This is a genomic window from Patulibacter sp. NPDC049589, from assembly GCF_040675535.1.
Classification (GTDB): Bacteria; Actinomycetota; Thermoleophilia; order Solirubrobacterales; family Solirubrobacteraceae; genus Patulibacter.
In genome coordinates, this window is sequence record NZ_JBFAPC010000002.1 from 1 (window position 1) to 15676 (window position 15676).

At 70.9% G+C, this 15676-nt stretch carries 18 protein-coding genes and 1 riboswitch; of the genes, 16 read left to right on the forward strand and 2 right to left on the reverse strand.

The window, feature by feature from the left end; all coding sequences use genetic code 11:
* The 3 genes from rpiB to AB0L40_RS00365 all read left to right on the forward strand — a co-directional run.
* Positions 1 to 593 (forward strand): ribose 5-phosphate isomerase B (gene rpiB, locus AB0L40_RS00355; RefSeq protein WP_364347498.1); only part of this gene is annotated, 593 nt, incomplete at its 5' end.
* Between the two features lie 144 nt (positions 594 to 737).
* A riboswitch (ZMP/ZTP riboswitch) is annotated at positions 738 to 821 on the forward strand.
* Positions 822 to 846: 25 nt separating this feature from the next.
* Positions 847 to 2130: a serine hydroxymethyltransferase gene (gene glyA, locus AB0L40_RS00360; protein WP_364347501.1), complete on the forward strand. Its 1284-nt coding sequence runs from the start codon at positions 847 to 849 to the stop codon at positions 2128 to 2130.
* 68 nt (positions 2131 to 2198) lie between these two features.
* Entirely contained in the window at positions 2199 to 3413 is a 1215-nt protein-coding gene (locus AB0L40_RS00365) for an MraY family glycosyltransferase (protein WP_364347504.1), read from the forward strand.
* 70 nt (positions 3414 to 3483) lie between these two features.
* Here the strand turns inward: AB0L40_RS00365 and AB0L40_RS00370 are convergent, their stop codons facing one another.
* Positions 3484 to 4122: a TetR/AcrR family transcriptional regulator gene (locus AB0L40_RS00370; RefSeq protein WP_364347507.1), complete on the reverse strand. Its 639-nt coding sequence runs from the start codon at positions 4120 to 4122 to the stop codon at positions 3484 to 3486.
* A 94-nt stretch (positions 4123 to 4216) separates the two neighbouring features.
* Here AB0L40_RS00370 and rd point away from each other — a divergent pair, with 94 nt between their 5' ends.
* The 12 genes from rd to atpC all read left to right on the forward strand — a co-directional run bounded on the left by rd (position 4217) and on the right by atpC (position 14068).
* On the forward strand, positions 4217 to 4381 hold the full coding sequence (gene rd, locus AB0L40_RS00375) for a rubredoxin (protein ID WP_364347510.1): 165 nt from the start codon (positions 4217 to 4219) through the stop codon (positions 4379 to 4381).
* A gap of 137 nt (positions 4382 to 4518) precedes the next feature.
* A complete protein-coding gene (locus tag AB0L40_RS00380; protein WP_364347513.1) occupies positions 4519 to 6294 on the forward strand; it encodes a potassium/proton antiporter in 1776 nt (591 codons plus the stop codon).
* A 433-nt stretch (positions 6295 to 6727) separates the two neighbouring features.
* A complete protein-coding gene (locus AB0L40_RS00385; protein WP_364347516.1) occupies positions 6728 to 6874 on the forward strand; it encodes a hypothetical protein in 147 nt (48 codons plus the stop codon).
* Between the two features lie 25 nt (positions 6875 to 6899).
* Positions 6900 to 7265 carry a hypothetical protein gene (locus AB0L40_RS00390; protein WP_364347519.1) on the forward strand — a complete coding sequence of 122 codons (366 nt, stop codon included), beginning with the start codon at positions 6900 to 6902 and terminating at the stop codon, positions 7263 to 7265.
* Complete coding sequence (gene atpB, locus AB0L40_RS00395) at positions 7262 to 8149, forward strand: F0F1 ATP synthase subunit A (protein WP_364347522.1); 888 nt, start codon at positions 7262 to 7264, stop codon at positions 8147 to 8149. Before AB0L40_RS00390 ends, atpB begins: the two co-directional genes overlap by 4 nt.
* A 20-nt stretch (positions 8150 to 8169) precedes the next feature.
* A complete protein-coding gene (locus AB0L40_RS00400; RefSeq protein WP_051471712.1) occupies positions 8170 to 8436 on the forward strand; it encodes an ATP synthase F0 subunit C in 267 nt (88 codons plus the stop codon).
* Between the two features lie 12 nt (positions 8437 to 8448).
* The gene (gene atpF / locus AB0L40_RS00405; protein WP_364347525.1) at positions 8449 to 9024 is read left to right on the forward strand and encodes a F0F1 ATP synthase subunit B; all 576 of its coding nucleotides are present in this window, start codon (positions 8449 to 8451) and stop codon (positions 9022 to 9024) included.
* Positions 9025 to 9028: 4 nt separating this feature from the next.
* Positions 9029 to 9559 carry an ATP synthase F1 subunit delta gene (atpH, locus tag AB0L40_RS00410; protein ID WP_364347528.1) on the forward strand — a complete coding sequence of 177 codons (531 nt, stop codon included), beginning with the start codon at positions 9029 to 9031 and terminating at the stop codon, positions 9557 to 9559.
* 41 nt (positions 9560 to 9600) lie between these two features.
* Positions 9601 to 11154 (forward strand): F0F1 ATP synthase subunit alpha, encoded by a 1554-nt coding sequence (gene atpA / locus AB0L40_RS00415; protein ID WP_364347531.1) that lies wholly within the window; start codon positions 9601 to 9603, stop codon positions 11152 to 11154.
* A gap of 38 nt (positions 11155 to 11192) precedes the next feature.
* On the forward strand, positions 11193 to 12110 hold the full coding sequence (gene atpG / locus AB0L40_RS00420) for an ATP synthase F1 subunit gamma (protein WP_364347534.1): 918 nt from the start codon (positions 11193 to 11195) through the stop codon (positions 12108 to 12110).
* A 120-nt stretch (positions 12111 to 12230) separates the two neighbouring features.
* Positions 12231 to 13634, forward strand: a complete 1404-nt coding sequence (gene atpD, locus AB0L40_RS00425) for a F0F1 ATP synthase subunit beta (protein WP_364347537.1) — start codon at positions 12231 to 12233, stop codon at positions 13632 to 13634.
* Positions 13635 to 13639: 5 nt separating this feature from the next.
* Entirely contained in the window at positions 13640 to 14068 is a 429-nt protein-coding gene (gene atpC, locus AB0L40_RS00430; RefSeq protein WP_364347540.1) for an ATP synthase F1 subunit epsilon, read from the forward strand.
* A gap of 129 nt (positions 14069 to 14197) precedes the next feature.
* Here atpC and AB0L40_RS00435 read toward each other — a convergent pair whose 3' ends face one another.
* Complete coding sequence (locus AB0L40_RS00435) at positions 14198 to 14374, reverse strand: hypothetical protein (RefSeq protein ID WP_364347543.1); 177 nt, start codon at positions 14372 to 14374, stop codon at positions 14198 to 14200.
* A 104-nt stretch (positions 14375 to 14478) separates the two neighbouring features.
* On the opposite strand from AB0L40_RS00435, the gene AB0L40_RS00440 reads away from it, so the two are divergent.
* A complete protein-coding gene (locus tag AB0L40_RS00440; protein WP_364347546.1) occupies positions 14479 to 15627 on the forward strand; it encodes a M20/M25/M40 family metallo-hydrolase in 1149 nt (382 codons plus the stop codon).
* Positions 15628 to 15676 lie beyond the last annotated feature (49 nt).

The following is a 15676-nucleotide window of genomic DNA, read 5'->3' on the forward strand; positions in this document are numbered from 1 at the left end:
CGCCGCAGGACGAGCACGACGACGACGAGGGTCACGGTCTCGACGAGGAACTGCGAGCCGCGAGGTCCCCTGCGCCCCGCCCGCTCTACGATGCGGCCATGCGGATCGCCGTCGCCTCCGACCACGCCGGGTTCTCCCTCAAGGAGCACGTGAAGGCCGCGCTGAGCGCCCAGGGCCACGAGGTCCTGGACGCCGGCACCACGTCCGACGCGTCGACCGACTACCCCGAGTACGCGGCCAAGGCCGCCCGGGCGGTCTCCGCCGGCGAGGCCGAGCGCGGCGTCGTCGTCTGCGGCTCGGGCAACGGCGTCACGATCACGGCGAACAAGATCGCCGGGATCCGCGCGGTCAACGCCCACGACGCCGAGGAGGCGTCGATGGCCCGCAAGCACAACGGCATCAACGTCCTCGGCCTCTCGCAGGCCCGCATCGACGGTCCCACGGCCGAGGCGATCGTCGCCGCCTTCCTCGACACCGAGTTCGAGGGCGGCCGCCACGAGCGCCGCATCGGCGAGATCGCGGACGTCGAGGGCGGGGGCGACGGCACGGCCCCGGCGTCGACGGACATCCCGCCGGTCGCGCCGACGCACTGATCGACGGGTCCTCGACGTCGGACGACGCCCACCCGCCCGGGAGCGACGGCACGGGCGGGCGGGAATCCCATCGGTCGGACATCCCGCCGGTCGCGCCGACGACCTGACCCGCCTGGGGGATCCGCCGCGCGACCGGTAGGCTTCCCCCTTCGTCGCGACTGGCGCCACGGGTGGAAACGACCACCGGGGAGCGACGAAGCAGCACCGCCGCGCGTCTGGGCACCCGAACCGCACGTTCCCGAAGGAGACGCCCGTGTCCGAACTGCCCGCAGATTTCTTCACCGCCTCGCTGGCCGAGGTCGACCCCGAGGTCGCCGCCTCGATGGCCGACGAGCTCAAGCGCCAGCAGGACACGCTGGAGATGATCGCCTCGGAGAACTTCGTTCCCCAGGCCGTCCTCGAGGCCCAGGGCTCGGTGCTGACCAACAAGTACGCCGAGGGCTACCCCGGCCGGCGCTACTACGGCGGCTGCGAGCACGTCGACGTCATCGAGCAGCTCGCGATCGACCGGGCCAAGGCCCTGTTCGGCGCCGAGCACGCCAACGTCCAGCCGCACGCCGGCGCGCAGGCCAACAACGCCGTCTACCACGCGCTCCTGCAGCCGGGCGACCGCGTCATGGGCCTGTCGCTCGCCCACGGCGGCCACCTCTCCCACGGGATGAAGCTCAACGTCTCCGGTCGCCTGTACGACATCGTCGCGTACGAGGTCGACAAGGAGACCTCGCTCATCGACATGGACGAGGTCGCGCGGATCGCCCGCGAGACGAAGCCGAAGATGATCGTCGCCGGCTGGTCGGCCTACTCGCGGCACCTCGACTTCGCCCGCTTCCGCGAGATCGCCGACGAGGTCGGCGCGTACCTGTGGGTCGACATGGCGCACTTCGCCGGCCTCGTCGCCGCGGGCCTGCACCCCAACCCGGTGCCGTACGCCGACGTCGTCACGACGACGGTCCACAAGACCCTCGGCGGCCCGCGCTCGGGGATCATCCTCTGCAAGCAGGAGTTCCAGAAGAAGATCGACCAGGCGATCTTCCCGGGCCAGCAGGGCGGCCCGCTGGAGCACGTCATCGCCGCGAAGGCCGTCGCGCTGAGGATCGCCGCGTCCGACGCCTTCAAGGAGCGCCAGCAGCGCACCATCGACGGCGCCCGCGTCCTCGCCGAGGAGCTGCTCGCCACCGAGTCCGGCCTGAACGTCCTGACCGGCGGCACCGACGTGCACCTCGTGCTCGTCGATCTCCGCGAGACCGAGCTGGACGGCCAGCAGGCCGAGGACCGCCTCCACGAGGTCGGCATCACCGTCAACCGCAACGCCGTGCCGTTCGACCCGCGCCCGCCGATGGTCACCAGCGGCCTGCGCGTCGGCACCTCCGCGCTCGCCACCCGTGGCCTGGACGTCGACGCGTTCCGCGAGGTCGGCAAGGTCATCGGCACCGCCCTCACCGGCGACGACGCCGCCTTCGCGGCCGTCAAGGACGAGCTCGCCGCCCGCGTCACCGCCGTCGCCCAGGCGTACCCGCTCTACACCCAGCTGGGGTGATCGTCCTCGTCCCGCGGGGGAGCCCGCGGGACGGGTGCCGTGCTCCGCGCCTCTAGAGTGCCTCGCGGATGACCTGGCGCGATCCCATCGTGGGGCTGCTGGTCGCGTTCGCGATCAGCGCGGCGCTGACCCCGCTCGTCGCCCGCGCCGCGGTCGTGGTCGGCGCGGTCGACCGGCCGAGCGACCGCGGGCTCGCCGCCGGCGGCACGCCGCTCCTGGGCGGCCTGGCGATCCTCGTCGCCGTCGTCGTCGCCGTGCTGCTGGAGATGCCGGACGGCATGCCCCAGGCGGACAACCTCCGGGCGATCCTGCTGGGCGCGGTGATGATCGCGGTCGTGGGCGCGGTCGACGACCGCTTCGACCTGCACTGGAGCATCAAGCTCGTCGGCCAGGTCGCGGCGGCGTGGATCCCGGTCTCCCAGGGGGTCCAGGTCGAGAACATCACCTTCCCCTTCCTGGGTCCGGTGCAGTTCGCGGACGGACCGAGCACCGCGCTGACGATCTTCGGGTTCGTCGTCCTGATGAACGTCGTGAACCTCTCCGACGGGATCGACGGGCTGGCCGCCGGGGTCAGCTCGATCGCCGCCGTCGCGATGGGCATCGTCGCCTGGGACCTCAGCTCCGTCCTCTACGGGCACGCGGCGCTGCTGGCCGCCGCCACCGCCGGCGCGGCGCTGGGCTTCCTCGTCCACAACTTCCACCCGGCGCGCGTCTTCATGGGCGACACCGGGGCGATGCTGCTCGGCTACCTGCTCGCGGCGATCGCGGTGGAGGGCTCGGTGAAGACCAACGCGGTCCTCGCCCTCGTCGTCCCGTTCGTGGTGCTCGCCCTCCCGGTGCTCGACACGACGTTCGTCGTGCTCAAGCGCCTGAAGTCCGGCGTCCCGATCTACAACGCCGACCAGAACCACTTCCACCACCGGCTCAGCCGGATCGGCTTCAGCCCGCGGCGGACGGTCGCCTACCTCTACCTGTGGGCGGGGTCGCTGGCCGGGCTCGCGGTCGCGCTGCGGTTCGTCCCGTACTCGGACAACCGCGGCCACTTCGACGTGCTCTGGACGACGGTCATGGGCCTGATCCTCCTCGGCTGCCTCGCGGTGTCGTTCTACCTGGTGACGGTGCTCGAGATCCTCAAGCTGCGGCGGCTCGACGCCCTGCGCCTGCGCCGCAGCCGGCCCGAGGTCACGGAGGACGAGATCGACGCCGACGTCGCCCACGCGCTCGAGACCGGCGAGTTCTCGGCGATCACCGGCGAGCACCGTCCGGTCGGTGGCGCGGACTGACCGGCCGCGGGAGGTCGTGGCGGTCCGGAGCGGCGGGCGGCGGTCGCTCGGCCGGCGGCGCGGGGCGGCTTCAGGTCCGGTCGATGACGCCGGGGTCGAGGCGGCCGTAGATCGCGCGCAGCCACGACGTGGAGATCGCCTCGACGAGCTCCTCCGGGTCGAACGGGTCGCCCTGCACGAACTGCTGGTAGAGCGAGCGCTCGACGCCCCAGACGAGCGCGAACGCCGTCGGCCGCGCCGGGAACGCCGGGGCGTTGCCCGCGGCCTGCTCCAGGACGATCCGCTGCTCGGTCGCGTCGACGAAGCGCTCGATCAGCGTGCGCCAGTGCTCGGCGACGTCCCGCTCGTAGGTCCCGACCTCGACGATCGCCCGCAGCAGCGGACCGTGCTGGACGAACAGCGCCGACACGTCGCGGATCGACCTCAGGAGCGCCTCGTGGCTGATACCGGTGCCCGACCACCAGATGTCGGCCGCGGCGTAGAGCTCGTCGGCGACGGTGACCGTCAGGCGCTCGAGCACCTCGCGCTTGTCTCGGAAGTAGAAGTAGAACGACGTCCGCGAGATCCCGGCGCGCCCTGCGATCCGCTCGACGCCCATGTCGGCGTACGTCTCGCCCTCCGTGAGCAGGTCCTCCATCGCGCGCAGGACGTCCCGCTGGATCCGTTCGCGCTTCGGGGTGCCGTCGGTGCGGCGGGGGGTCGATGCCACCGGGCGAGGGTAGCGTCCGGCCCGCTGTCCCGACGTCCAGCGCCGGACGACAGGGAAGCCGGGTCCGCGCGCGCCCAAGCGGTACAACTCTCGCGTGCAGCAATGGATCTGTGAGCCCTGCGGTTTCATCTACGACCCGGAGGAGGGGGACCCCGACGGCGGCATTCCCCCGGGAACCGCGTTCGAGGACATCCCCGACGACTGGTCCTGCCCGGTCTGCGGCGCGCAGAAGCGCGAGTTCGAGAAGCTCGACGACTGACCGCGGGGGCGCTCCGCGCTCCGCGACGTGCCCACACCGGCCGCGCGCCCCGTCCTCCCGCCCGGAGGACGTGGCCACGAGCCGCACTGTCCAAGCGGCACAACGAGGCGCGTCGGCGCTCGTCTAGGATCGGCGGGGTGCTCGAAGAGCTCCTGCTCCTCGCCGGGGTCCTGCTCGTCGCAGGTCTCGCGGCCTCGCTCTTCGCGGGACGACTACGCGTCCCGGCCCTCGTCGTCTTCCTCCTCCTCGGCGTCCTCGCCGGCCCGGACGAGCTCGCGATCATCGAGACGCGCGACGCGGAGCTCATCCGCGACGTCGGGCTCGTCGCGCTCGTCCTGATCCTCTTCGAGGGCGGCCTGGCGTCGGGCCTCAAGGAGATCCGGCCCGTCGCGGTGCCGGCGATGCTCCTGGCCACGGTCGGCGTCCTGATCACCACGACGGTCGTCGGCACCGTCGCGTTCGTCACGCTGGACGTGAACTTCGAGCAGGGCCTGCTGCTCGGGGCGATCGTGGCGTCGACCGACGGCGCGGCGATCTTCGCCCTGCTGCGCGGGTCGACGCTGCGCAAGCGCCTGGCACGGACGCTCGAGGGCGAGGCCGGGATGAACGACCCGGTGACGGCCCTGCTCGTCATCGGCCTGATCGACCTCAGCAAGGGGGAGGGGTCGGTCCTCGACATCTTCCTGACGATGGCGAGCGAGCTCGCGATCGACGCGGTCGTCGGCACGATCATCGGCCTGCTCGCCGTGCAGGCCTTCCAGCGCGCCCGGCTCGCCAGCGAGGGGCTCTACCCGGTGGCCTCGCTGGCCACGGCGATCCTCGCGTACGCGGTCGCGGCGAACCTCCACGGCTCGGGCCTGCTCTCCGCCTACGCGGCCGGCCTGATCCTCGGGTCGTTCCCGATCCAGGGCAAGCGGTCGATCACGGCCTTCCACGACGGGATCGCGTGGGTCGCGCAGCTCGGCATGTTCCTCGCGCTCGGGCTGCTGGTGTCGCCGCACTCGCTGGGCGACGTGTGGGCCGAGTCGCTCGTGATCACCGCGGCGCTGCTCTTCCTCGGCCGGCCGATCTCGGTGATGGCGATCCTGACGCCGCTGCGGTTCACCGCGCGCGAGCAGATCGCGGTCTCCTGGGCCGGCCTGCGCGGAGCGGTCCCGATCGTCTTCGCCACCTTCCCGGTGATCGCCGGGGTCCCGCGCGCCGACGAGTTCCTGTCGATCGTCTTCTTCGTCGTCGTGCTCACGACGATCCTGCAGGGCGTGACGTTCGAGGGACTCGCCGTGCGGCTCGGCGTCACCACCACCCAGCCCGCGATCGACCGCCCCCTGGTCGAGGTGATGGCGATCCGCGAGCTGGGCGCCGAGGTCGTCGAGGTCCACGTCCGCGAGGGCGACGCGATGGTCGGCGCCCGCGTCAAGGACCTCGGGCTGCCCCGGGACGCCCTGGTCAACGTCCTGGTCCGCGGCGACGAGGCGCTCCTGCCCCGCGGCTCGACGACGCTGGAGCAGGACGACCGGCTCCACGTCCTCTTCCGCCGCGAGGTCGCCGACCAGATCCCGGGGCTCGTGGAGCGCTGGCGGGACGGCCCGGTCGGCCCGGTCGTCCGGCCGGTCCGCCGCCACACCGCGTTCCGCCCGATCTTCCGGGCCGGGCCCTGGGACGCCCGCGACGGCGACCCCGCCGAGCCCCCGTCGGTCACCGGCGTGGAGGTCGTGGAGCGCCTGCGACTGCGCCGCGACCGGCCCGGCGCCCTGGTCGTCCTGGCCGACGGACGCTATGCCGTCTCGGGCGCGATCGCGATCGTCGGGTCCCGTCAGGCGGTCCAGGGGGCCGCGCGACGCAAGCTGCAGGGCGCCCCGGACGACGCGGAGGCCGGGTGGTGGCAGGAGGTCGTCGGGGCCTGCGCGTTCTGACACGAGCCCCCCGCGGACCCCGCCGGGAACGGCCCTCGGGGGCGGCGGACGCCCGTCACATACTGGAGATACGAGGACTTCCGCGTATACGCCCGCGAGCCCGCCCTACGAGTGTGAACGCGCCATCTTCGTATCCGGGGCCACCACTGCTCGTGACGCCTCGCACAAGCACTAGCACAAGGCGGCACGAAACCCCGAAAACCCGCTGGGAAGCAGGCGACACGGCCCCTGGGACTTGTATATGGTGGGGCACCGCCGCCGAACCCCTCCTCACCGCTGCAACGCAGCGGTCCGCGAGGGGAGCTCTGCGTTGCCGATCCGAACGGATCCGACGCAGCCGGCGGAACGCACCACATGGCGCATCCATCCCACACCTGCGAGTCCCCCGATGACCGCTCCCGATCGACCGCCTGCGGGCGGAGCCGTCGCGGGGATGACCATCGTCACGGCGATGGTCCTCGGACTGGCGATCTTCGGCGCGCTCGGCGCGCTGCTCGGATCGCTGGGGCTCGGGTTGATGGTGGGCGCGTTCCTGGGGCTGTTCGGCGGGACCGCCGCGGTGATCGCCCGGTTCCGATGACGCAGGCCGTCCCGATGGGCCCGCCGTGCTGAACATCCGCCTCCTCGACATCGCCTTCGTCGTCGCCGCGCTACCGATCGTGCTGCTGCTCGGCGCGCCGGTCGTCGGCTGCGTCGTCGCCACCGTCGTGTGGATCGTCCAGCGCGTCGTCGCCGGCCTCGTCGAGGGCAAGGCCCAGGCGCAGGACGACCCCCGCGCCGCCCTGAAGCTCAACTTCGTCGCGATGATGGCGCGCGTCTGGCTCATCTGCCTGGCGATCGTCCTCTGCGGCGTCGCGGTGGACCGCCGCGACGGCGCCGCGGCCGCGGCGACGATGCTCGTCGCCTTCACGGTCTACCTGGCCGTCACCCTCCTGACCCGCACCACCGACAGGAAGTCTGTCCACGCATGAGCACTCGCGCGAAGGTCTTCTCCGGCCTCGGCATCTACGTCGCCCTGATGGTCATCGTGGTCGCGATCTTCGGCTTCAGCCGGATCGACGACTCGCCGTTCAAGCCGGAGAACGAGTTCAAGCTCGATCCGTGGATCGACCTCGGCTTCATGTCGATCAACAAGGCCGTCCTGTACATCGTGCTGGCCGGCGTGTTCACCATCGGCACGATGGTCTACATCGCCAACCGGATGCAGGCCAAGCCGAACCGCACGCAGACCCTCATCGAGCTCATCTACGAGCAGATGAAGAGCGTCGCCGGCGGCAACATGGACCAGCGCATGGCGACGAAGTGGTTCCCCTTCATCGCGACGCTCTTCCTGTTCATCTGGTTCTCGAACCTGATCGGCTACATCCCGCTGCCGACGAACTCGGAGCACACGTTCGACGTCCTCGGCGTCGCGGTCCCGAGCTTCGCGCTGTACGCGGCGACGGCGAACCTCTCCGTCCCGCTGGTCCTCGCGATCCTCGTGTTCGTCTTCTACACGTTCGAGGGCATCCGGGTCCACGGCTTCGCCGGCTACTTCAAGAGCCTCGTGCCGGCCGGCGTCCACGGTCCCATGGCGGCGTTCATCTGGGTGCTGGAGCTCATGTCGAACTTCATGCGCCTGATCTCGCTCTCCGTGCGTCTCTTCGCCAACATCCTTGCCGGCCACCTGATCATCCTGTTCATGAGCGGCGGCCTGGCCGTCCTGCTCGGACTCGAGGTCGTCGGCATCATCGCCCTTCCCGCCGGCATCCTGCTCTATCTCTTCGAGATCGGGCTGGTTGCCACCCTGCAGGCCTTCATCTTCGCCACTCTCACGGCCATCTACATCGGTGGCGCCGTGTCCGAGTCCCACTGAGTCATCAAAGGAGCAGTACCGTGGACCTGACGATCATCACGCAGCTCGCCGCCGTGGACGACGCGTCCGACGCCGGCAAGGCCATCGCCCTCGCCCTCGGCGGCGGCCTCGGCGCCGCCGGCGCCGGCATCGGCATCGGCTACCTCTTCGGCAGCGTCGTGCAGGCGCTCGTGCGCCAGCCGGAGCTCAAGGACGAGATCACGAGCATCCAGTGGCTCGGCTTCGCCCTCACGGAGGCCGTGTTCTTCTACGGCCTCGTCGCGGGCCTGCTGGCCTTCTTCCTCTAAGCCGGGTTGAGCATGCTCCTTTCCACCATCGCGCTCGCCGCGACCGAGGCCGGCGCGGAGGACGAGGGCGGTAGCTTCCTCGTCTCGCCGACGACCGGCACGATGATCTGGACGTTGCTGGTCTTCGTCCTCGCCTGGATCATCCTGGCCAAGGTGGCGTTCCCCAAGATCGGTGAGGCGCTCGACAAGCGCCAGGCCGCGATCGCCGAGTCGATCGAGGCCGCTGAACGCGACCGCAAGGAAGCGGAGCAGCTCGCCGCGGAGAACCGCCAGAACCTCCTCGAGGCCCGGACGCACGCCGAGGACATCCTCACGCGCGCCCGGAAGTCCGCCGACGCCCACGAGGCGAAGGCCCGCGAGGATGCGAAGACCAAGGGTGAGGAGATCCTGGAGCAGGCGCGCAAGGACATCGAGTCCGAGACGCGTCGCGCGATCAGCGAGATCCGCTCCGAGGTCGCCGACCTCACGATCCTGGCCACGGCCAAGGTCACCGGCAAGACGCTCGACGGGGACGACCAGCGTCGCCTGATCGAGGATGCACTCGACGGACTCGACTTCTCCGCGTTGAGCGGCGAGCAGCGGAGGTAGGACGATGGACCAGATCTCCCGCGTGTACGGCCGGTCGCTGTTCGAGGTGGCCCAGGAGCGCGACGTGATCTCCGAGGTGCGCGAGCAGCTCGGCCAGATCGTCGACGCGCTCTCGGAGTCCCGCGAGCTCCAGCTGTTCCTCGCCTCGCCGCAGTTCTCCTCGACGGAGAAGCGCGACGGGCTGCGTCGGGCGATCGACGGCGCCGAACCCATCGTCGCCAACCTCCTCGACGTCATGGTCGAGAACCAGCGGCTCTCGCTGCTGCCGGAGGTCCGTCGTGAGTTCGACTCGCGCTACGACGACCTCCACAAGGTCCTGCCCGTCCGGATCTCGACCGCGATCGAGCTGGACGAGGAGACCACCGCCCGGATCGGCCGCCAGGTCGGCGAGGGAACGGGCCGCGAGGTCCATCTCACCACCGAGGTCGATCCGGACCTCATCGGCGGCATCGTGCTGCGCGTCGGGAACCAGATCCTCGACGCCTCCATCCGTCAACGACTCGAAAACCTGCGTCGACAGGTGGCGACGGCGTAGTCCGCCGTCGTCGATCGCCACTTCCGTAGGAGCCCTGCACCATGCAGATCAAGCCTGATGAGATCACCAGCATCCTCAAGAGCCGCATCGAGGGTCTCGATGCCGGCGCCGCGTCGCTGACCGAGGTCGGCACGGTGCTGTCCGTCGCGGACGGCATCGCCCGCATCCACGGCCTCGACAACGCCGGCTCGTTCGAGATGCTCGACCTGCCGCACGGCGTGACGGGCCTGGCCCTGAACCTCGACGCCGACTCCGTCGGCGCCGTGCTGTTCGGCGACTGGCAGCGGGTCGTCGAGGGCGACACCGTCAAGCGCACCGGCAACCAGCTGCAGATCCCGGTGGGCGACGCCCTCCTGGGCCGCATCGTCTCGCCGCTCGGCGTGCCGCTGGACGGCAAGGGCCCGATCGAGACGACGGAGACCCGTCCGCTCGAGTTCAAGGCTCCGGGCATCATCTCCCGCAAGCCGGTCACCGAGCCGCTGCAGACGGGCATCAAGGCGATCGACGCCATGATCCCGATCGGCCGCGGCCAGCGCGAGCTGATCATCGGCGACCGCCAGACGGGCAAGACGTCCGTCGCGATCGACGCGATCATCAACAACAAGGACTCCGGCGTCATCTCGGTGTACGTCGCCATCGGTCAGCGCATGGCCTCGGTCGTGCAGATCGCCCAGACGCTCGCCGAGAACAACGCGCTGGACACGACGATCATCGTCGCCGCGTCCGCCGACGAGGCCGCGCCGATCAAGTTCGTCGCGCCGTACGCCGGTGCCGCGATGGCCGAGCACTTCCTCTACAACGGCGGGCACACGCTCGCCGTGTACGACGACCTGACGAAGCACGCGTTCGCGTACCGCCAGATGTCGCTGCTGCTGCGCCGCCCGCCGGGCCGCGAGGCGTACCCGGGCGACGTCTTCTACCTGCACTCGCGCCTGCTCGAGCGCTCGGTGAAGCTGTCCGACAAGCTCGGCGGCGGTTCGATGACGGCGCTGCCGATCATCGAGACGCAGGCGGGCGACGTGTCGGCCTACATCCCGACGAACGTCATCTCGATCACCGACGGCCAGATCTTCCTCGAGCCGAAGCTCTTCTACTCGGGCGTCCGCCCGGCCATCAACGTCGGCATCTCGGTGTCGCGCGTCGGCTCCTCGGCGCAGACGAAGCCGATGAAGAAGGTCCAGGGCGGCCTGAAGCTCGCGCTCTCGCAGTACCGCGAGCTCGAGGCCTTCGCCCAGTTCGGCTCCGACCTCGACGCCGACACCCGCGCGACCCTGTCGCGGGGCGAGCGCCTCGTGAAGACGCTGAACCAGGGCGAGCGCTCGCCGCTGACCGTCGGCGAGCAGGTCCTGCAGATCTTCGCCGCGACCAACGGCTACCTCGACCGCATCACGGCCGACCGCGTCGAGGAGTACCAGTCGCGCCTCATCGAGGCCGCCGCCGGCTCCATCGCCGACGTCGTGAAGAAGATCGACGACGGCGACTGGTCCGACGAGACGCAGGCCGCCGCCAAGGACTTCGTCGCCAAGTTCACCGAGCAGGACTTCGGCTACGAGCTCGACGAGGACGGCGAGCCGCTCGAGACGGCCACGGCCTGATGCGCGCGCCGTCCCGACGAGCCGAGAGGAGCTAGCCCATGGCGCAGAGTGACGTCAAGGCCCGCATCGGGTCGGTTCAGAACATCCGCAAGATCACGCGGGCGATGGAGATGGTCTCGGCCGCGCGCCTGCGCAAGGCCGAGGACCGGGCCTCCTCCCTGCGTCCGTACGCCGACGCCCTGCGCCGGATGACCCGCCAGGCCGCCGCGGCGGCCGGCGCAGGCGAGCTGCAGTCGCAGCCCGTCCTGCGGACGCACGACCAGGAGAACACGGTCGGACTGGTGCTCGTCACCGCCGACCGCGGCCTGGCCGGCGCGTTCAACTCGCAGATCCTCCGCGCCGGGCTCACCCGCGCGGCGGAGCTCGAGGCCGAGGGGAAGACCGTCGTCTTCTACGCGAGCGGTCGCCGCGGCGTCTCGTCGCTGACGTTCCGCAACAAGGAGCTGGCGGGCGAGTACACCGGCTTCACCGACGCGCCGTCCGCCCGCAACGCGAGCGACATCGCGGACGATCTGGTCGGGGCGTTCGTCGACGACAAGATCGACCGCGTCGAGGTCTTCTACAACAGCTACGTGTCGCCGCTGGTGCAGGAGGTCCGTCAGGAGACCCTCCTGCCGCTGGCCGCCGCGAGCGTGGTCGGGGGCGACGACGACGTCGCCGACGAGCCCGCCGCCGAGGAGCCCACGGGCGCCAAGGCGATGGTCGAGTACGAGCCCGACGACCCGGCCGAGCTGCTCGCCGAGCTCGTCCCGGAGTTCGTGCAGGTCTCGCTCCTGCGCGCCCTCCTGGAGTCCGCCGCCTCGGAGCACGGTGCCCGCATGAGCGCCATGCGCAGCGCCTCCGAGAACGCCGCCGACGTGATCAAGAACCTGACGCTGGCCATGAACCGCGCCCGTCAGGCCGACATCACGCAGGAGATCATGGAGATCGTCGCCGGCGCCGAGGCCCTGAACTGATGCTGCACTCCAGCGTCGCTTCCGCCGCCTCCGCCGGCATCCGCAGCACCCCGACCACGCTCGTCGCCGAGCCCGTCGGTCCGTCCACCACCTCCGCTCGCACCGAGTAAGGAAGAACTCATGGAAGCCGCAACCGCTACCAACACCGGTCGGGTCGAGCAGATCCAGGGCGTCGTCATCGAGGCGGTGTTCCCGGACAAGCTGCCCGAGATCAACTTCGCGATCGAGACGACGATGCCGGACGGCTCGACGCTCGTGCTCGAGGTCCAGCAGCACCTGGGCGACGACCGCGTCCGCGCCGTCGCCATGGACTCGACCGACGGCCTGGCTCGTGGGGTCGAGGTCCGCGACCTCGGCGGCCCGATCTCCGTGCCCGTCGGCACGGCCGTCCTCGGCCGCATCTTCAACGTCCTCGGCGAGACCATCGACGAGGGCCCGGAGCTCGGCGAGCACGAGCTGTGGGGGATCCACCGTCCCGCGCCGAAGGTCGAGGACCTGACGCCGACGACCGAGATGTTCGAGACCGGCATCAAGGTCATCGACCTGCTGGCCCCGTACGCCAAGGGCGGCAAGATCGGCCTGTTCGGCGGCGCCGGCGTCGGCAAGACCGTCCTCATCCAGGAGCTCATCAACAACCTGGCGCAGGAGCACGGCGGACTGTCCGCGTTCTGCGGCGTCGGCGAGCGCTCCCGCGAGGGCACCGACCTGTACCTGGAGATGCAGGAGTCGGGCGTCATCGACAAGACGATGCTCGTCTTCGGCCAGATGAACGAGCCGCCCGGAGCCCGCATGCGCGTGGCCCTGACGGGTCTGACGATGGCGGAGTACTTCCGTGAGCAGGGCGGCCAGGACGTGCTGCTCTTCATCGACAACATCTTCCGCTTCGTCCAGGCCGGCTCCGAGGTCTCGGCGCTCCTGGGTCGTATGCCGTCGCAGGTCGGCTACCAGCCGACGCTCGAGTCCGAGATGGGTCAGCTCCAGGAGCGGATCACGTCGACCCGCCAGGGCTCGGTCACGTCCGTGCAGGCCGTCTACGTGCCTGCCGACGACCTGACCGACCCGGCGCCGGCCTCGGTGTTCGCGCACCTGAACGCCACGACGTCGCTGTCCCGCGCGATCTCCGAGAAGGGGATCTACCCGGCCGTCGACCCGCTCGACAGCTCGTCGACGATCCTGAAGCCCGAGGTCGTGGGCCAGGAGCACTACGACATCGCGAACCAGGTCAAGGAGATCCTGCAGCGTTACAAGGAGCTGCAGGACATCATCGCCATCCTCGGCATCGACGAGCTGGGCGAGGAGGACAAGATCCTCGTGCAGCGCGCCCGCAAGATCGAGCGCTTCCTGTCGCAGCCGTTCCACGTCGCCGAGCAGTTCACCGGCGCCCCGGGCCAGTACGTGCCGATCGCCGAGACCGTGCGGTCCTTCAAGGAGCTCCTCGAGGGCAAGCACGACGACCTGCCCGAGTCCGCCTTCCTCCTCAAGGGCTCGATCGACGACGTCGTCGAGGCCGCCAAGAAGGGCTGATCGGAATGGCGTACACGCCGTTCCAGGCCGACGTCCTCTCGCCCGGGGGCCAGGTGTTCTCGGGCGAGGTCCAGCAGATCTCGACGCGCACCGTCTCGGGTGAGCTGGGCGTGCTCCGCAAGCACCAGCCCCTGCTCGGCCGCCTCGAGGCCGGCGAGCTGCGCCTGTACCTGCCGGAGGACGGCGAGGTCAAGCGCTTCGTCCAGACCGGCGGCTACATCCAGGTCGCCGGCGACACGGGCGTCCTGCTGCTCGTCGACGAGGCCTTCCCCGTCGAGGAGTACGACCGTGCCGACGCCGAGGACCGCCAGGCCAAGGCCGTCGCGCGCCTCGAGCAGTCCGAGCCGGGCACCGAGCAGCACCGCCTTGCGCTCGCCGGCAAGAAGCGGGCCGACGCGCTCGTGAAGCTCGCCGACACACTCGAGAAGCGCTAGGCGGGCGGCCCTCCGGGGCCGCCACCGGCGGGAACGACGAAGGGCCCGGATCGCAGCGATCCGGGCCCTTCGTCGTCGTGGGCTCCGCCCGCGGTGCTCCGGCCGCGCGGCCGGAGCGGAGGCCGGGGGCTAGAAGCCGCCGTTGTAGTTGTAGATGAGGATCAGGAACATGCCGACGAGCGCGACGACGGCGCTCACGGCGAAGCTGACGGTGCTCGGGACGAGGCTGATGTTCTCGTCCTCGTGGTCCTTGTTGGGGTGCTCGATGTCGCTCATCCGGTCCTCCGTCGTGGTGAAGACGGCCATCTTCGCAGGTGCGGGCGCCGGCGCGGGGTCGCGCCGCGCCCGCGGACGGCCGGCGGGGGCGTCGCCGGGCGACGGCGTCCGCGGCGCCCACCTATCCTCCGTCCATGGACGAACGGCTGCTCACGGAGCGGCTGGTCGGGTACGACACCTCGAAGTCGGAGGGCCTGCGGGCCGCCGGGGGGTTCGTCAAGGGCTGGCTGGAGTCACACGGCATCGACGCCTCGGAGCGCGATCACGACGGGCTGCCCGTGCTGCTCGCGACGATCGGCTCGGATGCACCGGGCGCCCCGACGGTGATCCTGCACGGGCACCTCGACGTCGTCCCGGCCCACGACGAGCAGTTCACGCCCACGCGCGACGGGGACCGGCTCTACGGCCGCGGCACGTACGACATGAAGGGCGGGCTCTCGGCGATGCTCTGCGCCGTCCGCGACTGCGCCGCCGAGATCCGCGACCGGGGCGAGGCGACGCCGATGTCGGCCGTCCGTGTCCACCTGGTGGTCGTCCCGGACGAGGAGAGCGAGCAGGTCGACCGCCGCTCGACCGACGCGCTCGTGAAGGCGGGCGTGCTGCACGGGGACTTCGCGATCACCGGCGAGCCGACCGAGCTGCACATCGGCGTCCAGGCCAAGGGGGTCCTCGCGGTGCGGCTCGCGGTCCACGGCGTCTCCGCCCACGGCTCCACGCCCTGGCTGGGCGACAACGCCGCCCTGAAGGCCTTCGACGTCTTCCGCCGGATCGAGACGCTGCCGTTCAGCCGGCAGAGCAGCGACCTCTACGACCGCCCGTCGATCAACCTCTCCCGGATCCGCGGCGGCGACGCCTTCAACATGGTCCCGGACCGCTGCGAGATCACGGTGGACATCCGCTTCGTCCCCGGCCAGGACCCGAAGGAGATCCTGCGGCAGATCCGCGCGATCCCGGACGTCGAGGTCCTGAAGGTGCTCGAGCGGGCCCCCGCGGTCGTCTCGCGGTCCAACCCCTTCGTGGTCGCGCTGCGCGACGCCGTCGCCACGACGGGGGAGGGCGCCGGCATGGCCGTCGGCCGCGACGGCGCGTCCGACGCGTTCGCGTTCCTCGAGGCCGGGATCCCCGCGGTCGAGTTCGGTCCCAGCGGCAACGGCCACCACGGCCCCGAGGAGTGGGTCTCGGTGGCGTCGCTGGCGCGCTACCGCAGCGCGCTCGTCGAGTTCCTGCGGTCGGTCCCCGCCGCCGTGGCCGGGGCGCCCGACGGCCCGCACGGCGGCGGCTAACGACGTTTCCGTCCCGGGCCGCGTGAGGCCGCCCGCCGCGCGCGCGGTG